This window comes from Streptomyces sp. NPDC091387, assembly GCF_044756945.1.
Lineage (GTDB): Bacteria > Actinomycetota > Actinomycetes > Streptomycetales > Streptomycetaceae > Streptomyces.
The window spans coordinates 166970-187910 of the sequence record NZ_JBIVTZ010000002.1 but is presented as its reverse complement, the minus strand read 5'-3'; the positions used below and the strand labels follow the sequence as shown (position 1 = coordinate 187910).

At 71.5% G+C, this 20941-nt stretch carries 19 protein-coding genes; 7 read left to right on the top strand and 12 right to left on the bottom strand.

Translation table 11 applies throughout. From position 1 onward, the window contains the following. Positions 1-28 precede the first annotated feature (28 nt). Complete coding sequence (thrS, locus tag ACIQM0_RS05125; protein ID WP_401284159.1) at positions 29-1345, top strand: threonine--tRNA ligase; 1317 nt, start codon at positions 29-31, stop codon at positions 1343-1345. Here thrS and ACIQM0_RS05120 read toward each other — a convergent pair. Next, a complete protein-coding gene (locus ACIQM0_RS05120) occupies positions 1342-2544 on the bottom strand; it encodes an MFS transporter (RefSeq protein ID WP_401283669.1) in 1203 nt (400 codons plus the stop codon). The genes thrS and ACIQM0_RS05120 overlap by 4 nt on opposite strands. Before the next feature lie 84 nt (positions 2545-2628). Here ACIQM0_RS05120 and ACIQM0_RS05115 point away from each other — a divergent pair, with 84 nt between their 5' ends. After that, on the top strand, positions 2629-3291 hold the full coding sequence (locus ACIQM0_RS05115) for a sugar O-acetyltransferase (protein WP_401283667.1): 663 nt from the start codon (positions 2629-2631) through the stop codon (positions 3289-3291). Then, positions 3228-3785 (top strand): TetR/AcrR family transcriptional regulator, encoded by a 558-nt coding sequence (locus tag ACIQM0_RS05110; protein ID WP_401283665.1) that lies wholly within the window; start codon positions 3228-3230, stop codon positions 3783-3785. The genes ACIQM0_RS05115 and ACIQM0_RS05110 overlap by 64 nt, the downstream gene beginning before the upstream one ends. 71 nt (positions 3786-3856) lie before the next feature. On the opposite strand, the gene ACIQM0_RS05105 is transcribed toward ACIQM0_RS05110, so the two are convergent. Continuing rightward, a complete protein-coding gene (locus ACIQM0_RS05105; RefSeq protein ID WP_401283663.1) occupies positions 3857-4528 on the bottom strand; it encodes a class I SAM-dependent DNA methyltransferase in 672 nt (223 codons plus the stop codon). Between the two features lie 308 nt (positions 4529-4836). Here ACIQM0_RS05105 and ACIQM0_RS05100 point away from each other — a divergent pair, with 308 nt between their 5' ends. After that, positions 4837-6636 carry a coagulation factor 5/8 type domain-containing protein gene (locus ACIQM0_RS05100; RefSeq protein WP_401283661.1) on the top strand — a complete coding sequence of 600 codons (1800 nt, stop codon included), beginning with the start codon at positions 4837-4839 and terminating at the stop codon, positions 6634-6636. Positions 6637-6802: 166 nt separating this feature from the next. After that, complete coding sequence (locus tag ACIQM0_RS05095; RefSeq protein WP_363027631.1) at positions 6803-7798, top strand: L,D-transpeptidase; 996 nt, start codon at positions 6803-6805, stop codon at positions 7796-7798. 111 nt (positions 7799-7909) lie between these two features. On the opposite strand, the gene ACIQM0_RS05090 is transcribed toward ACIQM0_RS05095, so the two are convergent. The 3 genes from ACIQM0_RS05090 to ACIQM0_RS05080 form a co-directional block, all read right to left on the bottom strand. After that, the gene (locus ACIQM0_RS05090; protein ID WP_401283659.1) at positions 7910-9286 is read right to left on the bottom strand and encodes an alpha-amylase family protein; all 1377 of its coding nucleotides are present in this window, start codon (positions 9284-9286) and stop codon (positions 7910-7912) included. Between the two features lie 214 nt (positions 9287-9500). Next, on the bottom strand, positions 9501-10355 hold the full coding sequence (locus ACIQM0_RS05085) for an ABC transporter permease (RefSeq protein WP_401283657.1): 855 nt from the start codon (positions 10353-10355) through the stop codon (positions 9501-9503). Then, positions 10352-11260, bottom strand: a complete 909-nt coding sequence (locus tag ACIQM0_RS05080; RefSeq protein ID WP_401283655.1) for an ABC transporter ATP-binding protein — start codon at positions 11258-11260, stop codon at positions 10352-10354. Before ACIQM0_RS05080 ends, ACIQM0_RS05085 begins: the two co-directional genes overlap by 4 nt. 132 nt (positions 11261-11392) lie before the next feature. Here ACIQM0_RS05080 and ACIQM0_RS05075 point away from each other — a divergent pair, with 132 nt between their 5' ends. Both ACIQM0_RS05075 and ACIQM0_RS05070 read left to right on the top strand, forming a co-directional pair. Further along, positions 11393-12610, top strand: a complete 1218-nt coding sequence (locus ACIQM0_RS05075) for a sensor histidine kinase (protein ID WP_401283653.1) — start codon at positions 11393-11395, stop codon at positions 12608-12610. 125 nt (positions 12611-12735) lie between these two features. Beyond that, positions 12736-13386: a response regulator gene (locus tag ACIQM0_RS05070; RefSeq protein WP_401284157.1), complete on the top strand. Its 651-nt coding sequence runs from the start codon at positions 12736-12738 to the stop codon at positions 13384-13386. A gap of 44 nt (positions 13387-13430) precedes the next feature. Here the strand turns inward: ACIQM0_RS05070 and ACIQM0_RS05065 are convergent, their stop codons facing one another. The 7 genes from ACIQM0_RS05065 to mshB form a co-directional block, all read right to left on the bottom strand. Continuing rightward, complete coding sequence (locus ACIQM0_RS05065) at positions 13431-14042, bottom strand: response regulator (RefSeq protein WP_401283651.1); 612 nt, start codon at positions 14040-14042, stop codon at positions 13431-13433. Beyond that, positions 14039-15202, bottom strand: coding sequence for a sensor histidine kinase (locus ACIQM0_RS05060; RefSeq protein WP_401284155.1), 1164 nt, complete (start codon positions 15200-15202; stop codon positions 14039-14041). Before ACIQM0_RS05060 ends, ACIQM0_RS05065 begins: the two co-directional genes overlap by 4 nt. 14 nt (positions 15203-15216) lie before the next feature. Further along, on the bottom strand, positions 15217-15972 hold the full coding sequence (locus tag ACIQM0_RS05055) for an ABC transporter permease (RefSeq protein WP_401283650.1): 756 nt from the start codon (positions 15970-15972) through the stop codon (positions 15217-15219). Next, entirely contained in the window at positions 15966-16904 is a 939-nt protein-coding gene (locus ACIQM0_RS05050) for an ABC transporter ATP-binding protein (protein ID WP_401283648.1), read from the bottom strand. Before ACIQM0_RS05050 ends, ACIQM0_RS05055 begins: the two co-directional genes overlap by 7 nt. A gap of 203 nt (positions 16905-17107) precedes the next feature. Next, entirely contained in the window at positions 17108-19120 is a 2013-nt protein-coding gene (locus ACIQM0_RS05045) for a hypothetical protein (RefSeq protein WP_401283646.1), read from the bottom strand. Between the two features lie 431 nt (positions 19121-19551). Continuing rightward, entirely contained in the window at positions 19552-19998 is a 447-nt protein-coding gene (locus tag ACIQM0_RS05040) for a DUF6113 family protein (protein ID WP_401283644.1), read from the bottom strand. Continuing rightward, the gene (mshB, locus tag ACIQM0_RS05035) at positions 19995-20894 is read right to left on the bottom strand and encodes an N-acetyl-1-D-myo-inositol-2-amino-2-deoxy-alpha-D-glucopyranoside deacetylase (RefSeq protein WP_401283642.1); all 900 of its coding nucleotides are present in this window, start codon (positions 20892-20894) and stop codon (positions 19995-19997) included. Before mshB ends, ACIQM0_RS05040 begins: the two co-directional genes overlap by 4 nt. Between the last annotated feature and the right edge of the window lie 47 nt (positions 20895-20941).

The window sequence follows — 20941 nt, the reverse complement described above, 5'->3', positions numbered from 1 at the left end:
GACGCCGGAGAGTGTCCCGGCGCGCTGACTGCTGACCAGTCCGAAGCCCCGGGGCGAGTGCCCCGGGGCTTCTGCTTGCGGTGACTCGCCCCTCGTCCGCGAGGAGACCGCCATGCACGACCACCGCAAGCTCGGCCGCGAGCTGGAGCTGTTCGACACCGACCCGCTGATCGGCGCGGGGCTGCCGTACTGGCTGCCCGACGGCGCGGCGCTGCGGCACACCCTGGAGGAGTACATCCGTACCGCCGAGCGGCTGGCGGGCTACCGGCACGTGTACTCGCCGGTGCTCGGCAAGCGGGAGCTGTACGAGATCTCGGGGCACTGGTCGCACTACAGCGACGACATGTTCCCGCCGATGGACCTGGGCGGCGAGCAGGTCGTGCTGCGGCCGAGCCTGTGCCCGCACCACGCGGTGATCTACCGCTCCCGCTCGCACAGTTACCGCGAACTCCCGTTGCGGATGGCCGAGCTGGGCGGCATGTACCGCTCCGAGCTCTCCGGGGTGCTCGGCGGGCTGACCCGGGTGCGGGCCATCCAGCTGAACGACGCGCACATCTTCTGCACCCTGGACCAGGTCGCCGACGAGGCGCGGGCCGCGCTCGACATGATCCGCCGGGCCTACGAAGCACTCGGCATCCGCCCGGCCCGCTTCCGGCTCTCCCTGCCGGGGCCCGGCGGGAAGTACGTCGCCGCGCCGCAGATGTGGCAGCGCTCCACCGCGCTGCTGACCGGGGTCCTGGACGCGTCCGGGCTGCCGTACGAGCGCGCCGAGGGCGAGGCCGCGTTCTACGGTCCGAAGATCGACGTCCAGGTCGCCGATCCGGCGGGCCGCGAGTCGACCCTGTCCACCGTCCAGGTCGACTTCCACCAGCCCGAACAGTTCGATCTGCACTACATCGGCGCGGACGGGGCGAAACACCGTCCGGTCATGGTGCACCGCAGCATCATCGGCAGTGTGGAGAGGGCCGTGGCCCATCTCATCGAGCAGCACGGCGGCGCGTTCCCCGGCTGGCTCTCCCCCACCCAGGTCGTGATCCTGCCGGTCTCGGACGCCGAACTGCCGAACGCCGAGGAGCTCGCCCGCCGTTGCGCCGCGCTCGGGCTGCGCGCCGAGGTCAGCGGCCGGGAGCGCGGCAGCCTCGGCGCTCGAATCCGGGAGGCCCGGCTGGTGCCGTACCAGGCGGTCATCGGCGCGGCGGAGGCCGCTGACGACCGCGTCGCGCTGCGCCTGCGCGACGGCCGGCGCCTCGACCCGCGGCCGGCCGGCGAGGCGCTCGCCCGGATCGGCGCGCTGGTCGCGGCGCACAGCACCGTGCTGTGGGACGAGAGCGCCGTCCCGGTCTAGGGGGTGACCGGCACGGCCTCCGTAGCGGCGCGGCGGCCGGACCCGAGTGCCCCGGCCAGGGTCGAGGCGACGATCAGCAGGGCGAGGACGACGGTCATCGTGAGCCGGAGTCCGATGTGGTCGGCGAGGAAGCCGAGCGCGGGCGGGCCGACGAGGAAGGCGACATAGCCCGCGGTGGAGACCGCGCCGACCCGCGCCGCCGCGTCGCGCGGGTGGTCGCCCGCCGCGGACACGGTGACCGGGAATCCGAGCGAGGCACCCAGCCCCCACAGCACCGTGGCGGCGCCCGCCATCACCGGGCTCGGCGCAACGATCACCACCGCCAGGCCCAGTGCGGCGATGACCGCGCTGATCCGGACGACCTGGGCGGGGCCGAAGCGCTTCAGGAGGGGGCCGCCGGCGAAGCGGCCCAGCGTCATCGAGGAGGCGAAGACCAGGAAGGTCAGCGAGCCGGCGGTGGCGCTCACCTCGTAGCCGTCGACCATGAGCAGCGGCAGCCAGTCGTTGGCGGCCCCCTCCGCGAAGGCCATGGCCAGCACGATGACCCCGATGAGGACGAGCCGCCGGTCCCGCCACACCGTGAACTGGCCCCGCCACCCGCCCGGTCCGGCGGTGCCGGCCGTCTCCTTGCCCGTGCCGTGCGGGATCGCGCGGACGGCCCGGACCGCGGCGGCGGATATCAGCACCGCGACGACCGTCAGGTGCCATCCGACGGGGAAGGCGGCCGCGGTCAGCCCCATCCCCAGCAGCGCCCCGACCACGGTGCCGAGGCTGAAGCAGCCGTGCAGCACCGGCAGGACGGGCCGGCCGATGACGCTCTCGACGGCCGCGCCCTCGATGTTGAACGCGACCTCGGCCAGCCCCATCCCGCCCCCGAACAGGGCCAGTCCGCAGAACACCCCGCCCGCCAGGGACAGGCTCGTGCCCGCCGCGACGACCAGGAGCCCGGCGACGATCAGCGAGGCGCCGACGCTGATCGCGGCCCGGCCCCCGTAACGGCGTACGAGCGGGCCGGAGGCCGTGACACCGGCCATCGAACCGGTGGAGAGCCCGAACAGCACGAGGCCCATCGAGCCGGTGGACACGTCGAGCCCGTCCCGGACGGCCGGGGTGCGGGCCACCCAGGACGCCATTCCGGTGCCGGCGGCGAGCATGAAGAGAAACAGTGCGGTGCGCCAGCGGCGTGTAGCGGCATCCATGGCAGCGGGGCCTCAGCAGACGGGTCGAAGAATGAGGAAGGACAGGAGCGTACGATCGTACGCCTGGAGTGTACGATCGTACGCATGACGGACCACTTCGCGGGGGATTCCCGTACCAACCATGAGCGGATGCTCGCCGGAGACCTCTACATCTCCGACGACCCGGACATCGCAAAGGCCCAGCAGCGCGCCGTGCGCCTCGCCGCCCGGTACCTCGCGGCCTACGCGGAGGACGCCGACACCGCGCGGCCCGTCGTCGCCGAACTCCTCGGCGGGGTCGGCGCGGGCGCGCACATCCGGCCGCCGCTGTACGTCGACTACGGCACGTACATCACGGTGGGCGAGGACACGTTCATCAACTACAACCTCACCGCCCTGGACGTGGCCCCGATCACCATCGGCCGCGACTGCCAGATCGGGCCGAACGTACAGTTGCTCACCCCGACCCACCCGGTGGAGCCGGAGCCGCGCCGGGACAAGCTGGAAGCGGCCAAGCCGATCACGATCGGCGACAATGTCTGGCTCGGCGGCGGAGCGACCGTGCTCGCCGGGGTGACCATCGGGGAGAACAGCGTCATCGGCGCCGGAGCCGTCGTGACGAAGGACGTCCCCGCCAACGTGGTTGCCGTGGGCAATCCGGCGCGGGTGATCCGCTCGATCCAGGCCTCAGAGAAAGAAGCACCGTGGCGACCGGAAGGAACGACCCCGAGCGGCGGGAGCGCATCATCACCGCCGCGCTCGACCTGATCGCGGAGGAGGGGGTCGCCGGGACGTCGCACCGCAAGGTCGCCGCCCGCGCCGGGGTGCCGCTCGGCTCGATGACGTATCACTTCGGCGGTATGGACGAGCTGCTGCGGGAGGCGTTCGTCCGCTTCTCCAGCAGCATAGTCACCGTCTTCGAGGAGCGTCTCGGCGCCGCGAACACGCCCGACGAGGCCCGGGAGGCGGTGGCCGGTCTCGTCCACCACCTGTCCAGCGGCAACCAGCGCGAACTGGTCCTCACCCACGAGCTGTACACCCTCGCGGCCCGGAAGCCCGCCTACCGCGAGCTGACCCGGGAGTGGATGCGCCGGAGCCGCCGCGCCCTCGAATGGCACTTCGACCCGGCGACGGCCCGACAGCTCGACGCGCTGATCGAGGGCCTGTCCATCCACCGCGCCCTGGAGACCGAACCGCATGACCGCGCCCTCACCGTCGAGGCGATCGCCCGCATCACCAAGGGCGCGAGCGGGAGTCCCTGACCCGTACCACGAGACCCCTGGCCGGCACCCCACCTGACCAAGGTGCCGGTCAGGTCAGGTGGGGTGCCGGATCAGGACCCGGCGGAATCCGCGGGAGCAGCACCGACGACGTCGGGCCGCCGCCCCGCCAGGCACGCCCACGGCCACCGCTCTCCCTCGCCCAGCATCCGCGCCGTGGGCTCGAATCCGGCCCGGACCAGCAGCTCGCCGACCCGGTCGGGCGACAGCAGATGGATGTCGTAGGACACCCCGCCGTCGCGCTCGGGCCCCTTGTACGGCTGGTCCTCGCCCGCGTGGAACCCCAGCAGCAGCCGGCCGCCCGGGGCCAGCACCCGGTGGAACTCCGCGAACAGCTCCGGCAGCAGGCCGGGAGGCGTGTGAAGGATCGACCACCAGGCGACAACTCCCCCCAGCTCACCGTCCGGGAGATCGAGCGCGTCCATCGAGCCCACCTCGAACCGCAGCCCGGGACGGGTCCGGCGGGCGATGTCCACCATCCGGGGCGACAGGTCCACGCCGAACACGGAGAGCCCGAGGCCGTCCAGATGCGCCGTCACATGTCCGGGTCCGCAGCCGAGATCGGCAACCGGCAGCCCACCGCCGGCCCGCACCTCCTCCGCGAACCCGCCGAGCATCGCGCGCCCCCACACATCCTGCGCGAAGGCGCCCGTCACCCGTCCGGTGTACTCCTCGGCCACGGTGTCGTAGTAGGCCCGGGTCGCTGTCAGCGGAAGATTCGTCACGGCGCACGACCCTAGGCCACCGATCCCGCCCCCGGAGACTCCCGGCCGACTCGCAGGACACCGACCGCTCCGACGAACATCAACTCCTAAAGTCAACGGCACCCGGAACTGAGCGCAGAATGGGTCAATTGCCTTTCTGCTGACGTTAATTGTTGCGCACACCCGGATCGGTTGAGGCTCCTGTCGCACACCTCTTGACGTTTCCCGGGTCACCCCGGAACCATCAACTCCCGTCGGAGAGCGCTCTCAGAGCGCTCTCCAGGAAGCTCGTCGTGTCACCCGTACCACGACTCAGGAGACGTACGTCTATGCATGCTCCCCCCACGGACACCCCCACGACACCCCCCACCGCCCCCCGTCGCAGGCGCCGCACCCGGACGTTCGGGTTCGCCGCGTTCGCCGTCTCGCTCCTCATGGCCGTCCCCACCGCGCAGAGCGCCTTCGGCGCGGACGCGCAGGCCATCGAGGGCGGCGGCGACCTCGGCCCGAACGTCATGGTGTTCGATCCGTCGATGCCCGACATCCAGGCCAAGGTCGACGAGGTGTTCAAGAAGCAGGAGTCGGCGCAGTTCGGCACCGGCCGCTACGCGCTGATGTTCAAGCCGGGCACGTACAACAACCTCAACGCGCAGATCGGGTTCTACACCTCGATCGCCGGTCTCGGGCTGAACCCGGACGACACCACGTTCAACGGTGATGTGACCGTCGACGCGGGCTGGTTCAACGGGAACGCCACGCAGAACTTCTGGCGCTCGGCGGAGAACCTGGCGCTCAACCCGGTCAGCGGCACCGACCGCTGGGCCGTATCGCAGGCCGCGCCGTTCCGCCGGATGCACGTCAAGGGCGGACTGAACCTGGCCCCCGACGGCTACGGCTGGGCGAGCGGCGGGTACATCGCCGACAGCAAGATCGACGGTCAGGTCGGCCCGTACTCGCAGCAGCAGTGGTACACCCGAGACAGCTCGGTCGGCAGCTGGGGCAACGGCGTCTGGAACATGACGTTCTCCGGCGTCGAGGGCGCCCCCGCCCAGAGCTTCCCCGAGCCTCCGTACACCACACTGGAGAACACGCCGGTCTCCCGCGAGAAGCCGTTCCTGTACCTGGACGGCGACGACTACAAGGTGTTCGTGCCCGAGAAGCGCACCAACGCGCGCGGTGTCTCGTGGGCCAACGGCACGCCGAAGGGCGAGTCGATACCGCTGGACCAGTTCTACGTGGTGAAGCCCGGCGCCACCGCCGAGACGATCAACGCGGCGGTGGACCAGGGTCTGCACCTGCTGTTCACGCCCGGTGTCTACCACGTCGACCAGACGATCGACATCGACCGCGCCAACACCGTGGCGCTCGGTCTGGGCCTTGCCACGATCATCCCGGACAACGGGGTCACGGCCATCAAGGTCGGTGACGTGGACGGCGTGAAGCTCGCCGGCCTGCTCGTCGACGCCGGTACCACCAACTCCGACTCGCTGATCGAGGTCGGCCCTGAGGGCGCGTCCGCGAGCCACGCGGACAACCCGACGTCACTGCAGGACGTGTTCGTGCGGGTCGGCGGCGCGGGGGCCGGCAAGGCCACCACCGGCATGGTGATCAACAGCAACGACACGATCATCGACCACACCTGGCTGTGGCGCGCGGACCACGGCGAGGGCGTCGGCTGGGAGACCAACCGTTCCGACTACGGCCTCCAGGTCAACGGCGACAACGTCCTGGCGACCGGGCTGTTCGTCGAGCACTTCAACAAGTACGACGTGCGCTGGTCGGGCGAGAACGGCAAGACGATCTTCTTCCAGAACGAGAAGGCGTACGACGCCCCCAACCAGGCCGCCGTCCAGAACGGTGACACCAAGGGGTTCGCGGCCTACAAGGTCGATGACTCGGTGACCACCCACGAAGGGTGGGGTCTTGGCAGCTACTGCTACTTCAACGTGGACCCGACGATCCGCCAGGACCACGGCTTCGAGGCACCGGTGAAGCCCGGAGTGAAGTTCCACGACCTGCTCGTCGTCTCCCTCGGCGGCCAGGGCCAGTACGAACACGTCATCAACGACACGGGCTCGCCCACGTCGGGGACGGACACCGTCCCGTCACAGGTGGTGTCCTTCCCGTAGGGAAGGGAAGCGGTGCGGGCCGGGTCACCGACAGGCGGCCCGGCCCTTCGCGTGCGCCGGCCGCGAACTTGGCACGTGCTTTACGTGCCGTCCGCAACCGCTCCGCTCGGCTCCATGTCTCTATAAATGTTGAATCCTTGAAGTAGTGACGCGAGTGGAGCAGGACATGCGGCGGGGCAAGGGCGTTATAGGGATCGCGTTGCTGGTGAGTGCGGTACTGGCGGGCACCAGCGCGTGTGGTGGCAAGTCGTCGACCTCGGACAGTGCCCACGACAGCGGGAAGGGCGGCGCGTCCACGGGTGCGTCCGCGAGTGCGCGCCCGTCGCCCACCCACCCCACGGGCCCGCCGATGCTGCTGGACTCGATCGCGCCGCTGGACAAGGCGACCGTCGGCGTCGCCATGCCGATCTCCGTGGTCTTCACCAACCCGGTCGCCGCCTCGGCCCACAAGAACATCGAGAAGCACCTCAAGGTCTCCGCCTCCGTCCCCACCTCGGGTGCCTGGCACTGGATGGGCGACAAGCGGGTCGACTGGCGGCCGCAGGAGTACTGGAAGTCCGGCACCAAGGTGCGGCTCGACGCCGATCTGAAGTACGTCTCCAACGGCAGCGGCCGCTACGGCACCCACCCCTACACCCACTCCTTCACCATCGGGGACGACGTCCGGGCCGACGCCTCGGTCACCGGCCACACCATGAAGGTCACCCGTAACGGCGCCCCGGTGCGGACGCTCTCCATCAACGCGGGCAGTGCCCAGTACCCGACCTGGAACGGCACGATGGCGGTGATCGACAAGCAGGAGAAGGTCCACATGACGTCCTGCAGCGTCGGGATCAGCTGCACCAAGGGCGATGCGAACTACTACGACCTGACCCTGCCCTGGGACATCCACCTCACCCAGTCGGGCACCTACGTCCACTTCTCCACCGGCGACACCAACCCGGGCAGCGGCAGCGCCCTCGGCTCGCACGGCTGCGTACACCTCTCGCTCTCCGACGCGAAGTGGTTCTACGGCCAGGTCAAGCAGGGCGACCCCATCACGGTCACCGGCTCCCCGCGCGCCAAGGCACCCGCCGACAACGGCTACGCCTCCTTCAACCTGTCCTGGTCGCAGTGGCTGGCCGGGAGCGCGAGCGGCGAGCAGACCACGGCCGCCCTCTGAGGGCTGTCCGCTGAACACTCCGCCCGGCCGGCCGGGTCATGACCCCGCCGGCCGGGCGGTTCGCTGCCCGCTGCCCGCTGCCCGTTGTCCGTTGTCCGTTGTCCGCGTGGCTCAGGCGTGCAGGGCCAGCGCGCCCTTCGCCGGGACGGCGGCCGTCACGGTGCCGTCGTCACCGACCTGCACCGTGTTGCCGTCACAGGCGTCCGGGGAGGCCTGGGCCACGTTGCAGTACGTGCCGGCCGGGAGCGAGGTGGTGAACGTCTCCTGCAGGGTGTCGTCGCCGTTGTTGATGGCCACGAAGCCCTTGTCGCCGCGGCCGAAGGCGATGGCGGAGGAACCGTTGTCCCACCAGTCGGTCAGCTCGGCGCCCTCGGTGGCGTTGTGGAAGCCGACCATGCCGGTGATCGCCGCCTGTGCGTGGGTGCAGGTCCAGCCGCCGCTGCCGCAGGCGGCCGCGCCGCCGTTCGGCGGGCCGGCGTCCTTGTCCGACCACTCGTAGCCGGAGAAGACGTTCGGGGAGCCGTAGGGCGAGGCCAGCATGAAGACGTTGGCCAGGGTGTAGGCCGCGCCGTCCTTGTACGTCAGCGTGGAGCCGTTGCGCTCGGTGTCCCAGTTGTCCACGAACGTACGGGCGTTCGCGCTCGCCAGCTTGCCGTCGGCGATGTTCTTCAGGCCGGTGACGCCGCCGCCCTGGAACGCGCTCTTGAGATGGCCTCCGTAACGGAACTCGTCGACGTCACCGACGCCCGTGTACTCGTCGGGCTGCACCGCCTCGCCACCGCCGTGGATGACCTCGGTGACCCAGAAGCCCGGGTCGGCCATCTTGCCCTTGATGGCGGCGATGTCATCCGCCGCCATGTGCTTGGCGGCGTCGATGCGGAAGCCGTCGACACCCAGGGTGCGCAGGTCGGAGAGGTAACCGGCGATCGTCGAACGGACGGCGTCGCTGCCGGTGTCGAGGTCGGCCAGGCCGACCAGTTCGCAGGTCTGGACGTCGTCGCGGTCACCGTAGTTGCTGATGTCCTTGCGGCAGGCGTGGAAGTCCTGGTCCTGGAAGTACCCCGGGTAGTTGTACTTCGAGTACTCCGTGCCGCCGGTCCCGGTGCCGGAACCGGACGACATGTGATTGATGACGGCGTCCGCGACGACCTTCACACCGGCCGAGTGGCAGCTCTCCACCATCGACGCGAAGGCGTCGCGGTCACCGAGGCGTCCGGCGATCTTGTAGCTGACCGGCTGGTACGAGGTCCACCACTGGTCGCCCTGGATGTGCTCCGAGGCGGGTGAGACCTCGACGTAGCCGTAGCCGGCCGGACCGAGCGAGTCCGTACAGGCCTGGGCCACCGCGTCGTACTTCCACTCGAACAGGGTGGCGGTGACGGTCTTGTCGCCCGGTGGGGTCGCCTGGGAGGTCCAGGGGGCGAGGGCGGTGATACCGGCGGCTGCGAGCAGTCCGGCCAGTGTCGCGCGAGCGGCGCGGGAACTCATCTGCGGCTCCTTCGGTCGCGGGTACGGACGGAGCCCGTACCCGGCGTGGGCAGCCACGCGCCTGGCCACCGTGGGGGGAGTTCGGAGCCTGCCGTTTCAGCGATGAACACGTCAAGAGGTGACGCAAGAATTTCCAGCATGTTTCTGAAACTACTTGCAGGGAAGGCGGGTTGGGGAGTCAGGCGGAGTGGGCCCGCCGCGCGGCCGCCCGTCGTCACTGGTCCCGGCGGTGCGCCGCGAACACCGTCACCACGCCTGCCGCCAGTGCCCAGAGAGCGTAGACCGTCCAGGCCCCGGCCGTCGTCCACGGGAAGAGGTCGTGGGAGCGCTGCGTGTCCGTGCTCGTCAGCCGCTCCCACGCGCTGAAGGGCAGGGTGTGCAGGAGCACCGCCGTCAGATGACGGCGCGCGCTCAGGACCACGGGGAGCAGGAGCAGCACCACCACGCAGGCGACGACGGAGCCCCCGGTGTGGCGGATCACCGTGCCGATCGCGAGGCCGGCGAGCGCGGCCACCGGGGCGAGCAGCGCGGAGGCCGCCATGACGCGCAGGGCGTCCGGGTGGTCGAGGGAGACCGAGGCGTTCCGGCCGGAGAGGATCGCCTGGGTCGAGGCGAACGAGGCGGCGGCGACGAGTGCTCCGAAGACGGTAGCGATCGAGGCGAGGACCAGCGCCTTGGCGGCCATCACCGAGCGGCGGGCCGGGACGGCGGTGAACGTGGTGCGGATCAGGCCGGTGCCGTACTCGCCGGTGACCGACACGGCGCCGATCGCGGCCAGGGCCAGGACCAGCACCATGGCGGAGTTCGCGGTGAAGGCGTCGACGAGCGGAATGCCGTTGGCGATGAACGAGGTGCGGCTCTGCCCGTCGTACTGGTACCAGTACTTGTAGTGGTCGTAGGCCGTACCGGCGTTGAACGCGACGACGGCCAGTGCGGTGATCACGTACAGCCAGGGGGTCGAGTGCAGTGACCATGTCTTGACCCACTCGGCTGCCAGCAGGTCGCTGAAGCGTGCGCGGGTCTCCTCGTGCGTCACGCGTCCTGCGGGCGCGGTCGTCGTCGTGGTCATCGGGGGTCTCCTGCGAGGTATTCGACGCTGTCTGCGGTGAGTTCCATGAACGCCTCCTCCAACGAGGCACTGGAGGTGGTGAGTTCGTGGAGCAGAACCCGGTGCCGAAAGGCGAGTTCACCGATCCGGGCGGCGGTCAGGCCGGTCACCGTGAGCCGGTCGCCGTCCGCGACCACCGAGGCGCCCTCGGCGGTGAGCAGCGGGGTGAGAGCGGCGGTGTCGGGCGTGCCCACGGTCACGCTCAGCCGGGTGCCGCGGGCGGCGAACGCGGACAGGCTCTCGGCGGCGATGAGTTCGCCGCGGCCGATGACGACGAGCCGGTCGGCGGTGTGCTCCATCTCGGTCATCAGGTGGCTGGAGACGAACACCGTGCGGCCCTCCGCGGCGAGCCGCCGGAAGAGCCCGCGGACCCAGAGCACGCCTTCCGGGTCGAGCCCGTTGAGCGGCTCGTCGAAGAGCAGCACCGGCGGGTCGCCGAGCAGGGCGGTGGCTATGCCGAGCCGCTGGCGCATCCCGAGTGAGAAGCCACCGATGCGTCGGCGCGCGGCCCCGACGAGGCCCACTTCGTGGAGCAGTTCGTCCACCCGGGCGCGCGGGATGCTGTTGCTGCGGGCCAGCATGGCGAGGTGGGCGTGGGCGGTCCGGCCGCCGTGGACGTCGCCCGCGTCGAGGAGGGCGCCGACGTGCCGCAGTCCGCGCGGATGCTCGCGGAACCGCCGGCCCTGCAGGGTGGCCGTTCCCGCGGTGGGCTCGACGAGGCCGAGGAGCATTCGCAGGGTGGTGGTCTTACCGGCCCCGTTGGGTCCGAGGAAGCCGGTCACCTCGCCCGGCCGTACGGTGAAGGTGAGGTCCTTGACGGCGGTGGCGGCGCCGTATCGCTTGGTCAGTCCGTTGACTTCGATCACGGTCCCAACGGTGCCGTCCGCCGGCCCCGTTCGTCATCGGACCGCCGCTGACACCTGCCGGGCAGGATGTCGACCGTGGGTGTACAACCGTGGTCCGATGCCGGGCCGGGTGGCGGTGGTTACGATCGGCGCATGTCCCACTCACCCTCCGTTCCCCTGCTCAAGCGCGTACCGCCGGGTTGGTGGGTGGGGGTCGCCTGGTACGCGGGCGTGCTGCTCACCTTCCTCGTCCGGGTGCGGCTGCCCGGGGAGTTCGAGCCTTCCGTCCGGCCCGGGATGCTGCTCTACCGGTGGGACGGTCTGCTGACACAACTGCTCGCCACGGCCCTGGCGGCGGGCGGCTGCGTGGTGATGGAGCGGCGTCCGCTGAACGGCCTGGCGCTGCTGCTGGGCGCCGCCACGCTCGCCACGTTCTCACTGAGTGTGGGGGAGATTCCGCTCGCCCAGTTCCTGGCCCCCGATGTGGCGCTGTACTTCATCACCGCCACCCGGTCGCGCCGGACCGGTGCCGTCGCCCTCCTGATGGCGCTGGGCGTCCTCGCCTGCTTCCTGGCCGTCCGGCTGCTGGCCGGGTGGGGCGTCGGTACGTCGGCGGAGCTGGCCGTCGCCCTGACCGCGGTCGTCGCCTGGCTGGTGGGCGGCTCGGCGTACGAGGCCCGCCGGCACGGCGAGAGCCTGACCGCGCGGGCCGCCGAACAGGCGGTCGTCGCGGAACGGCTGCGCATCGCCCGCGAGATGCACGACATGGTCGCGCACAGCGTCGGCATCATCGCCCTCCAGGCGGGTGCGGCGGCCCGGGTCGTGCACACCCAGCCGGAGGCGGCGCGCGAGGCGATGAGCGCGGTGGAGACAGCGGGCCGGGAGACGCTGTCGGGGCTCCGCCGGATGCTCGGCGCGCTGCGGCAGGACGGACCGGGGCTCCAGGGGCCGGAGCGGGAGACGGCGCCGCTGCACCCGGCGGAGGGGCTCGCCGACGTCGAGCGGCTGGCGCGGGCCACGACCGCGGCCGGGGTCCGGGTCGAGGTGCGGTGGCGGGGCGAACGGCGGCCGCTGCCACCGGACATCGACCTGTCGGCGTTCCGCATCATCCAGGAGTCGGTGACCAACGTGGTCCGGCACGCCGCCACCGGCTCCTGCCGGGTGTCCGTCGAGTACGGCCCCGAGGAGCTCGGCATCGAGGTCGCGGACCGCGGCCGGGGCCCGGGTCATGCCGCGGACACCGGGTTCGGGCTGATCGGGATGCGGGAGCGGGTCGCCCTGCTGCACGGCGAGTTCACCGCCGCCCCGCGCCCGGAGGGCGGCTTCCGGGTGACGGCCCGGCTGCCGGTGCCGGCGGAGGACGCGGCGTGAGTGACCGGGACGGGACGGCCCCGACCCCTGCCACGGCCACGGCCACCGCCACGACATCGCCCTCGCTCCCACCCCCGGCCCCGGCCCAGACCCCGACGTCGACATCGACATCGCCCTCCGCCCCGATCCGGGTGCTGCTCGCCGATGACCAGCCGCTGGTGCGGGCCGCGCTGCGCATGGTCATCGCCGACCTCCCCGACCTGGACGTGGTGGGCGAGGCCGGGACGGGCGACGAGGCGGTGCGACTGACGGAGCAACTGGCCCCCGATGTCGTCGTGATGGACATCCGGATGCCGGGGCTGAACGGCATCGAGGCCACCGAGCGGATCACCGCGGGGACCGGTGCCGCGCATGTGCTGGTCCTGACGACGTTCGACGACGACGACTACGTCTACGGGGCGCTGCGCGCCGGTGCGGCCGGCTTCCTGGTCAAGGACATGGCGCTGGACGACATTCTGGCGGCGGTCCGGGTGGTGGCGGCCGGGGACGCACTGATCGCGCCGAGCGTCACCCGGCGGCTGATCAAGGAGTTCGCGGGCCGCCCCGCCTCCACGTCGCCGCGGCGGCCGCTCACCGCGATCACCGAACGGGAGCGCGAGGTGCTGGTGCTGGTCGGCAGCGGGCTGTCCAACGCGGAGATCGCGGAGCGGCTGTTCATCAGCGTCGCCACCGCGAAGACGTATCTGACCCGGCTGCTCGCGAAGCTCGACGCGCGGGACCGGGTGCAGCTGGTCATCATCGCGTACGAGGCGGGGCTGGTGTCACCGTGCCGATGAAGTCCCCGGCCCCGCCTCGGACGGGCGCACGGCACGGCTCGCGGTCAGAGCCAGCCCTTCTCCCGCGCCCTCCGGACCGCCTCCGCCCGGTTGCGCGCCGCCATCTTCTGGATCGCCATCGAGAGGTAGTTGCGGACCGTGCCCTGGGACAGGTGCAGCACCGCGGCGATCTCCGCATTGGTCGAACCGTCCGCCGCCGCGCGCAGCACCTCGCGCTCCCGGTCGGTCAGTGGGCTGGCCCCGTCGGCGAGGGCGGCGGCCGCGAGGGTCGGGTCGATGACGCGCTCGCCGGTGAGCACCTTGCGTACCGCCTCGGCGAGCTGGGACGCCGGGGCGTCCTTCACCAGGAACGCGTCGGCGCCCGACTCCATCGCGCGGCGGAGGTAGCCGGGGCGGCCGAAGGTGGTGACGACGACGACCTTGACGTCCGGGAGTTCGCGGTGCAGCGCGGCCGCCGCTTCGATGCCCGTCATGCCGGGCATCTCGATGTCCAGGAGGGCCACGTCGACGGCGTGTTCCCGGGCCGCGGCCAGTACCTCGTCACCGCGGGCGACCTGCGCGACGACCTCGATGTCGGGTTCCAGGCCGAGGAGCGCCGCCAGGGCTTCGCGCACCATGGACTGGTCCTCGGCGAGGAGGAGTCTGATCATGCTCATTCCCCGGATCCTAGGCCGGATTCGAGTGGCACGCCGAGGGCGATGGTGAAGCCTTTCCCGGAACGGGAGTTGGTGGCCCGGGTGGTCAGCGTCCCGTCGACCGTGGCGAGGCGCTCGGCGATACCGGTGAGACCGTTGCCGGGCGTCGGACCGGAGGCGCCGCGGCCGTCGTCGGCGACGGTGAGTTCGAGGACCCGCCCGTCCAGGGTCTGGCGCGGGGCGAGGGTGACCGTGCAGCTCCGGGCGTCGCTGTGGCGTACGACGTTGGTGACGGCTTCCCGCAGTGCCCAGGCGAGCACCTCCTCCTGCTTCTCGGGGAGGTCCTCGGGCGGCTCGGCCGGGATGTCCGCGGTGATTCCGGCGGCGGCCAGCGCGGTGCGGGCACCGGCCAGTTCGCCGGGGAGGGTCGGCCGGCGGTAGCCGGTGACGGCGCTGCGCACGTCCACCAGGGCCTGCCGGCTGACCCGTTCGATGTCGGCGACCTGCACGGCCGCCTGGTCGGGGTGGTCGGGGAGCATCCGCCCGGCCAGTTCGCTCTTGAGGGTGATCAGCGAGAGGGAGTGGCCGAGCAGGTCGTGCAGATCCCGGGCCAGCCGCAGCCGTTCCTCGTTGGCGGCGAGCTGGGCGACGGTGGCGCGGGCCTCACGGAGCTGGATGGTGGTGAGGATCATCTGCCGGATGCCGGTCATCGCGAACCCGCCGAGCAGCGCCGGGAAGACCAGCGCCGTGATGACCTCGCGGGAGTGGTCACCGGCCAGGCCGATGGCGACGAGCACGGCAGCGGTGACGGGGATCAGCCAACGGGCGGTCCGCAGGGGCAGCGCGGCCCCCGCGCAGACCGAGACGTACACGAACAGGACCAGCCACGGGCTGCCGAGCGTCAGGGACAGCGTGACGGCGAGGCCGCTGAGGAAGGCGAGCGCGAACCGGACCTGGACCGGGCTGAGCATCTTCGGCGAGGGACGGAAGACGAGAAGCAGATAGCAGCCGACGAAGACCACCAGGCCGAGGGCGCCGAGCACGGTCGCCCACGGGGTGTGGTCGCCGTCGACGAGATCCTTGATCGGCGCGCTCATGAAGGCGAGCCAGACGCCGATCCAGAGGCTCTTGATCCCGGCCTGTTTGCGATCCCCCGGCGGGCGCCCGATGCCCACGGACATCTCGTCTTCTTCCTTCACGCCTTCAGGGTGTCCTTCCGGTAGAGCCAGGCCGCACCGCCCGCGAAGAGCAGGAAGTAGACGCAGAGGATGGCGATGTCCTTGGCGTGCGGCGCGCCGCCCATCTCGACGGCCTGGCCGAGTGCGGCGTACGCGTGGGTGGGCAGCCATTCGGAGATGTTCTGGATCCACTGCGGGAAGGTCGAGGTGGGCATCCACAGGCCGCCGAGGATCGAGAGCCCAAAGTAGATGATCATGGTGATCGGGCGCACCGCGTCACCGCTGGCGACGTAGCCGATGGCGACGCCGAGGGCGGCGAAGACCAGCGAACCGGCCCAGATGAGGCCGGTCAGGGCCAGCCACTGCCAGAGGTCGAACCGCACGTGCTTGGCGGACGCGGCGACGAGGAAGACGACCACGATGCAGGGCAGGGTGACGATCGCGGCGCTGGCGATCTTGGCCAGGACGTAGCCGCGGCTGGGCAGCGCGGTCAGCCGGAGCTGGCGGACCCAGCCCTTCTCGCGCTCCTTGGCGATGCGTTCGCTGTTGCCCATCAGGACGGCGGTCAGCGCACCGAAGGAGGCCATCGAGACCATGAAGAAGGACTGGAGGGTCAGATCGGTGTGCGGCACCTTGTCGCTGGTGTTCTGGGTGCTGGAGATCAGCACGTAGAGCACCGACGGGTAGATGATCGAGAAGAACATGAACTTCTTGTTCCGCAGCGTGCGGGTCACTTCGAGCCTGATGAGCGCCCACGAGAAGAAGTTCAGCATGCGGTCCTGGCCTCCTCGGCCTCGGTGATGGCGACGAAGGCCTGCTCCAGTCCGAGTCCCGCGACTTCGAGCTCGCGCGGGTAGAGGCCGAGGCCGTAGACGGCGTGCACGGTCGCGTCGGCGTTGTGCGACTGGATACGGACCCGGTGGCCGTTGATGTCGAGCGTGGAGAGGAACGGCAGGGCGCGCAGGGCCTCTTCGTCGACCGGGCCCTCCAGCTCGAAGGAGATCCGGCGGGCCCCCGCCCTGGCCTTGATCTCGGCCGCCGTGCCGTCGGCGAGGATCCGGCCCTTGTGCAGGACCAGCACGCGGTCGGCGATGGCGTCGGCCTCTTCGAGGTAGTGGGTGGCGAACAGGACGGTCCGGCCCTGGTCGGCCTGCTCGCGCATGGTGGCCCAGAAGGCCTTCCGGGCGGTGACGTCCATCCCGGTGGTCGGCTCGTCGAGCACGATCAGGTCATTGGCCCCGGCGGTGGCGAGCGCGAAGCGTACGCGCTGCTCCTGGCCGCCGGAGAGCTTGTTGACCATGCGGCCGGCGATCGACGCGATCCCGGACCGCGCCAGCACCTCGGTCACCGGGTAGGGCCTGGGGTGCAGATCGCAGACGAGTCCGACCAGCTCCTCGACCGTGACCTCCTCCATCAGGCCGCCGGTCTGCAGCATCGCGCCGACGCGGCCGGCCGCGATGGCCGCCTGCGGGGTCGTGCCGAAGAGGCGGACGGTCCCGGAGTCGGCCGTGCGCAGGCCGAGAAGGAGGTCGAGGGCGGAGGACTTGCCCGCGCCGTTGGGCCCGAGGAGCGCCACGGTCTCGCCGGGGTGCAGGTCGAGCGTGAGCCCGTCCACGGCGCGTACCTCGCCGTATGCCTTGCTGACCTGGTCGAAGCTGACCACGGCGGTCTTCGCCGCGGTGACTTCGGGAGCTGTCGTTGTCATGGGTCCAGCCTGGCGGAGCGGGGTGTGCGCCCGGCAGGGTCACGGGTCGTGAATCCGGGATGACAGATGTCATGCCGTACGTGTGACGGCCGCGGCGACGCCGTGTGCCGGGGACCTCGGGGACGGCCGGATACGGCGCCGCCCCCGGCCGGTGGTCCGGTCGGGGGCGGCGTCCTTGTCGTGCTGTGCTGTGCGGCCCTGTGTCAGCCGGTGCCGCCGAGGTCGATCGTGACGGTCCGCTCCGCGGGGGTCTTGCCCACGAGCGCGCTCTTCATGGCGACGGCCACGTCGTCCGCGCTGAGCTGGTGCTTCGTACCGTCGCTCCTGGTGACCATGATGCCGTCGAAGACGCCTTCGCCGAGGGTGTCGATGGCCTTCTTGTCGTAGTGGTCGACGAGCTTGCCGTCGACCGCCACCATCGAGAGGATCTTCGGCAGGGACCGGTCCGGTCCGAACTGGATCATCTTGGGCCCGGCCTTGATGGTGATCAGGCCGGACATCGCGGGCTCCGCGAAGGCCTTCATCGCCCGGTCCAGCTCGGCCTGGTCGATGGTGGGCTCGCGGGTGGCGACCGGCAGTTCGACGGTGGCCGCCTTGCCCGTCTCCACCTGGGCGCGGTAGGCGTCCCGGACCGAGCCCATCGACTGGTTGACGTCGAGCGCCTTGCCCGCCTTGCCCGGTACGGCGACGGCCTTGCCCGGCTCGAACTTGATCGTGCCGTCGCCGGCCGAGCCGGAGGCACCCGCCAGGTCCGTCAGTGCGACTCCGAGCTTCTCCGTGTCGACCGGGATCACCGGGTCGATGTCACGCGTGCCGCCGAAGAGGGAGCCGATGACGGAGACCGGGTTGTAGTCGCTGCCCGCCGCGGAGCGCACGGTCGCCTGGCTGTCCAGGGCGAGTCCGGCCTTGTCCGGTGCGAGCTGCGTCTCCTTGCCGTCCACGCTCAGCCGGAGCGGGGCCTTGGCCCGTTCGCCGAGAGCGGCGTCCAGCTTCTCGACACCGTCCTCCTTCGTGCCGCCGCCGATGTCGACGCCGAGGACGGTGGTGCCCTTGGGGACGTCGGAGTGGTTCATCAGCAGACCGGCGCCGTACGCGACCCCGAGCACGCAGACGGCGGCCACGCAGAGCAGGACCAGCTTCGAACGGCCCTTCTTCGCCGGGGCCTTCGCAGAGGCGGACTCCGGAGCGGTGCGCGCGGCGGCCTCGGGCGCCTGCACGGCGAACCCTCCCGGGCCGGCCGGTCCGGTGCCCATCGGGTTGTCCGGGATACGCGGGGTGAGGTCGGGACCCTGGAACGGCGACGAGGACCCCGGTGTACGGCGCTCGGACGGCACCACGGGGATGCCGCTGGTCAGCGTGTCACCCGAGACGTTGTCACCCGAGCCGGAGCCGGAGCCGGAGCCCGAGCCGGGGCCGGGGCCCCCGGGACCCGAGCCGGGAGCCGGGAACTGCGGCGTGAGGATCGCGGTGTCGTCGGACATCCGCGGCGGCACGCCACCGGGGCCACCGGGGGCCTGCGGTCCGCCCGGTCCCGAGCCGAAGGGGCCCGGCCCGTCGAGGTTCGGGGTGAGCGGGGAGGTGCCGCCGGCCGGTCCCGTGGTGGGTCCGGACGGGCCCGGCGGACGGATACCGAGGTTCGGCGTGGCGCGCGGCCCGCCGGGGCCGTCCGCGCCGAACTCGTCGGAGCCGGGCGCGCCGGGCTCGCCCGGCTGCTGCGGGCCGTCCGAGAAGTACGGCAGATCGGCGCGTGGGCCGGCGGGCGGGGTGGCCCGGTCGGGTCCCGGACCGTCCGCCCGGCCGCCGGGGCCGGTGGCGGAGAAGCCCGCGCCGTTCGTGCCAGGACCGGGGCCGGTGGCGGAGAAACCGGCGCCGTTCGTACCGCCCCCCGGGCCGGTGGCGGAGAAACCGGCGCCGTTCGTACCGCCCCCCGGGCCGGTGGCGGAGAAACCGGCGCCGTTCGTGCCGCCGGACGACGGCTGGCCCGTCGACCCGTTCGCGGGCGCGTCGGCCGGGGGCTTGCGCGGTGCGAACCAGTCGCTGCCGCTCTTCTCCCTGGCCGGCTTCTCGGCAGCGGGCTCCGCCGCGGGGGCGGGCCCGTCCCTGCCCTCGGACCCCGGTGCGGCGGGGGTCCCCTGCGCACCCTTGGGCGCGGAGGGGCCCGGACGCGGGATGGTGCCCGTGCGTTCGTTGCCGGGGCCGCCGTCCGCGTCGCTCATGGGCGTACGCATGACAACCGGTGGGATGGGACGCGAGCCGGGGATGTTGATCCGGATACGCGTCGTCAGCGTCGTCTCCGTCCTCGGCTCTTCGGGCTGGGGCGGATCCGCAGGCTCCGGGGTCTCCTCCGGGGCATCCTGCGAAGGGTGCAGCGACGGATACTGGCGGGATCCGTACGGCGGCGTACCCGAGGGGTACGCGGCTCCCCCGCGGCTCTGGGGCCCGGAGGACGAACTGTCAGTTTCACGACTCAAAGCAGGTTCTCCCGATTGGCTCCGCCGCCCGTACTCTCCCCCATGCCGCAGGGCAGGGGACGGCTCGGCGCGCGAACCACCTTACTGGCCGCGGCCGACAGACACCCCGCGACCGGGGGAAACGACTGCGCACCCCCCGGACGGACAGGGGGCATTACGGGATCGGACGTGGCACATTACTTGCCAGGTCGGCCGTTGTCGGCACCCGGTTGGGGTGACCGCGACATGGTGGCACAGATCACAGCGATGACCATCCCGCCCAGCATGAAGAGGGCGAGGCCCAGTTCGTCACCGAAGACATAGTCGCCTTCGGGGCGTCCGCCCAGTAGGACAATGACCGAAACCAGCCACCCCGCGGCGGGTGCCAGGGCGCCGGGCTGCGTACCCATGAGGACGCGGCCGCCGTAGAAGAGACCGCCGGACGCGAGCAGTGTGAGCAGCAATCCGCCCGGGAACCAGGCGGCTTGGACCAGCGTCCCGGCGATCCCGACGAGCGCGCCGAGGACCGCGAGGCCCAGCAGGGCGGCGATCCGGCGGGGGTTGAGGGGGGCGGCCAGCCCGGTGGCCGGAATGTCCCTCGGCGGTGCGTTGGTCCGTGCGGCCCGCTGTCTGCTGCTGCTCACTGGTCCACTCCCGTCACACCGGCGAAGAGATCGTGTTCCCGTGCCCCCGGCGCGGCGCCCGGGGTGCCGCTCACCAACTCGTAGTACTCGGTGGTGAGGACGGGCTGGCCCAGATCGTTCGACAGGGCGAAGAAGGGGCCGCTCAGCGCGATCTGGGTGGCGTGCGCCCGCATCGCCGCGGTCTTGGCCTCCGCGTGGCGGGTGCCGTCGATCTCGGTGGTGATCAGGGTGTCGTTCACCACACCGGGTACGTCGTCGATCGCGGCGATGCCGGGGAAGGTGTCGGGGGCGGTGGCCCGCAGGTGCGCGAAGGTGTCCTCGGCGACCGTGCGCGGCACCCGGTTCCAGTAGATCTTGGCGATCGTGTGCGGGGCGCCGGAGCCGGCCCGGTACGCGGGGTCCGCGGCCAGTTCGGCGGCGCGCGTGGCGACCCGGTGCGCCTGGATGTGGTCGGGGTGCCCGTAGCCCCCGTCGGGGTCGTACGTGACCAGGACCTGGGGGCGGACCGAGCGGATCACCTCCACGAGGTACCCGGCGGCCTCGTCCACGTCGGCGGACCAGAAGGCGCCGGGGCGGTCGTTCTGCTCGGCGCCCATCATTCCGGAGTCGCGGAACCGGCCGGGGCCGCCCAGGAAGCGGTGGTCGGTGACCCCGAGCGCCTTCATCGCCGCCGCGAGTTCACCCTGCCGCCAGGGCCCCAGGGAGTCGTCCCGGTCGGCCGCGAGGTGCGCGAGCTCGGGCGGGATGATCTCGCCCTCCTCGCCGAGCGTGCAGGTCACCAGGGTGACCAGGGCGCCGTCGGCCGCGTATCTGGCCATGGTGGCGCCGTTGTTGATCGACTCGTCGTCGGGGTGCGCGTGCACCAGGAGCAGACGCCGGGCGGGAAGGTCCGTCATGGGGACCACCCTACGAGTAGGCGGCCCCGATGACCGACGGCGCCCGC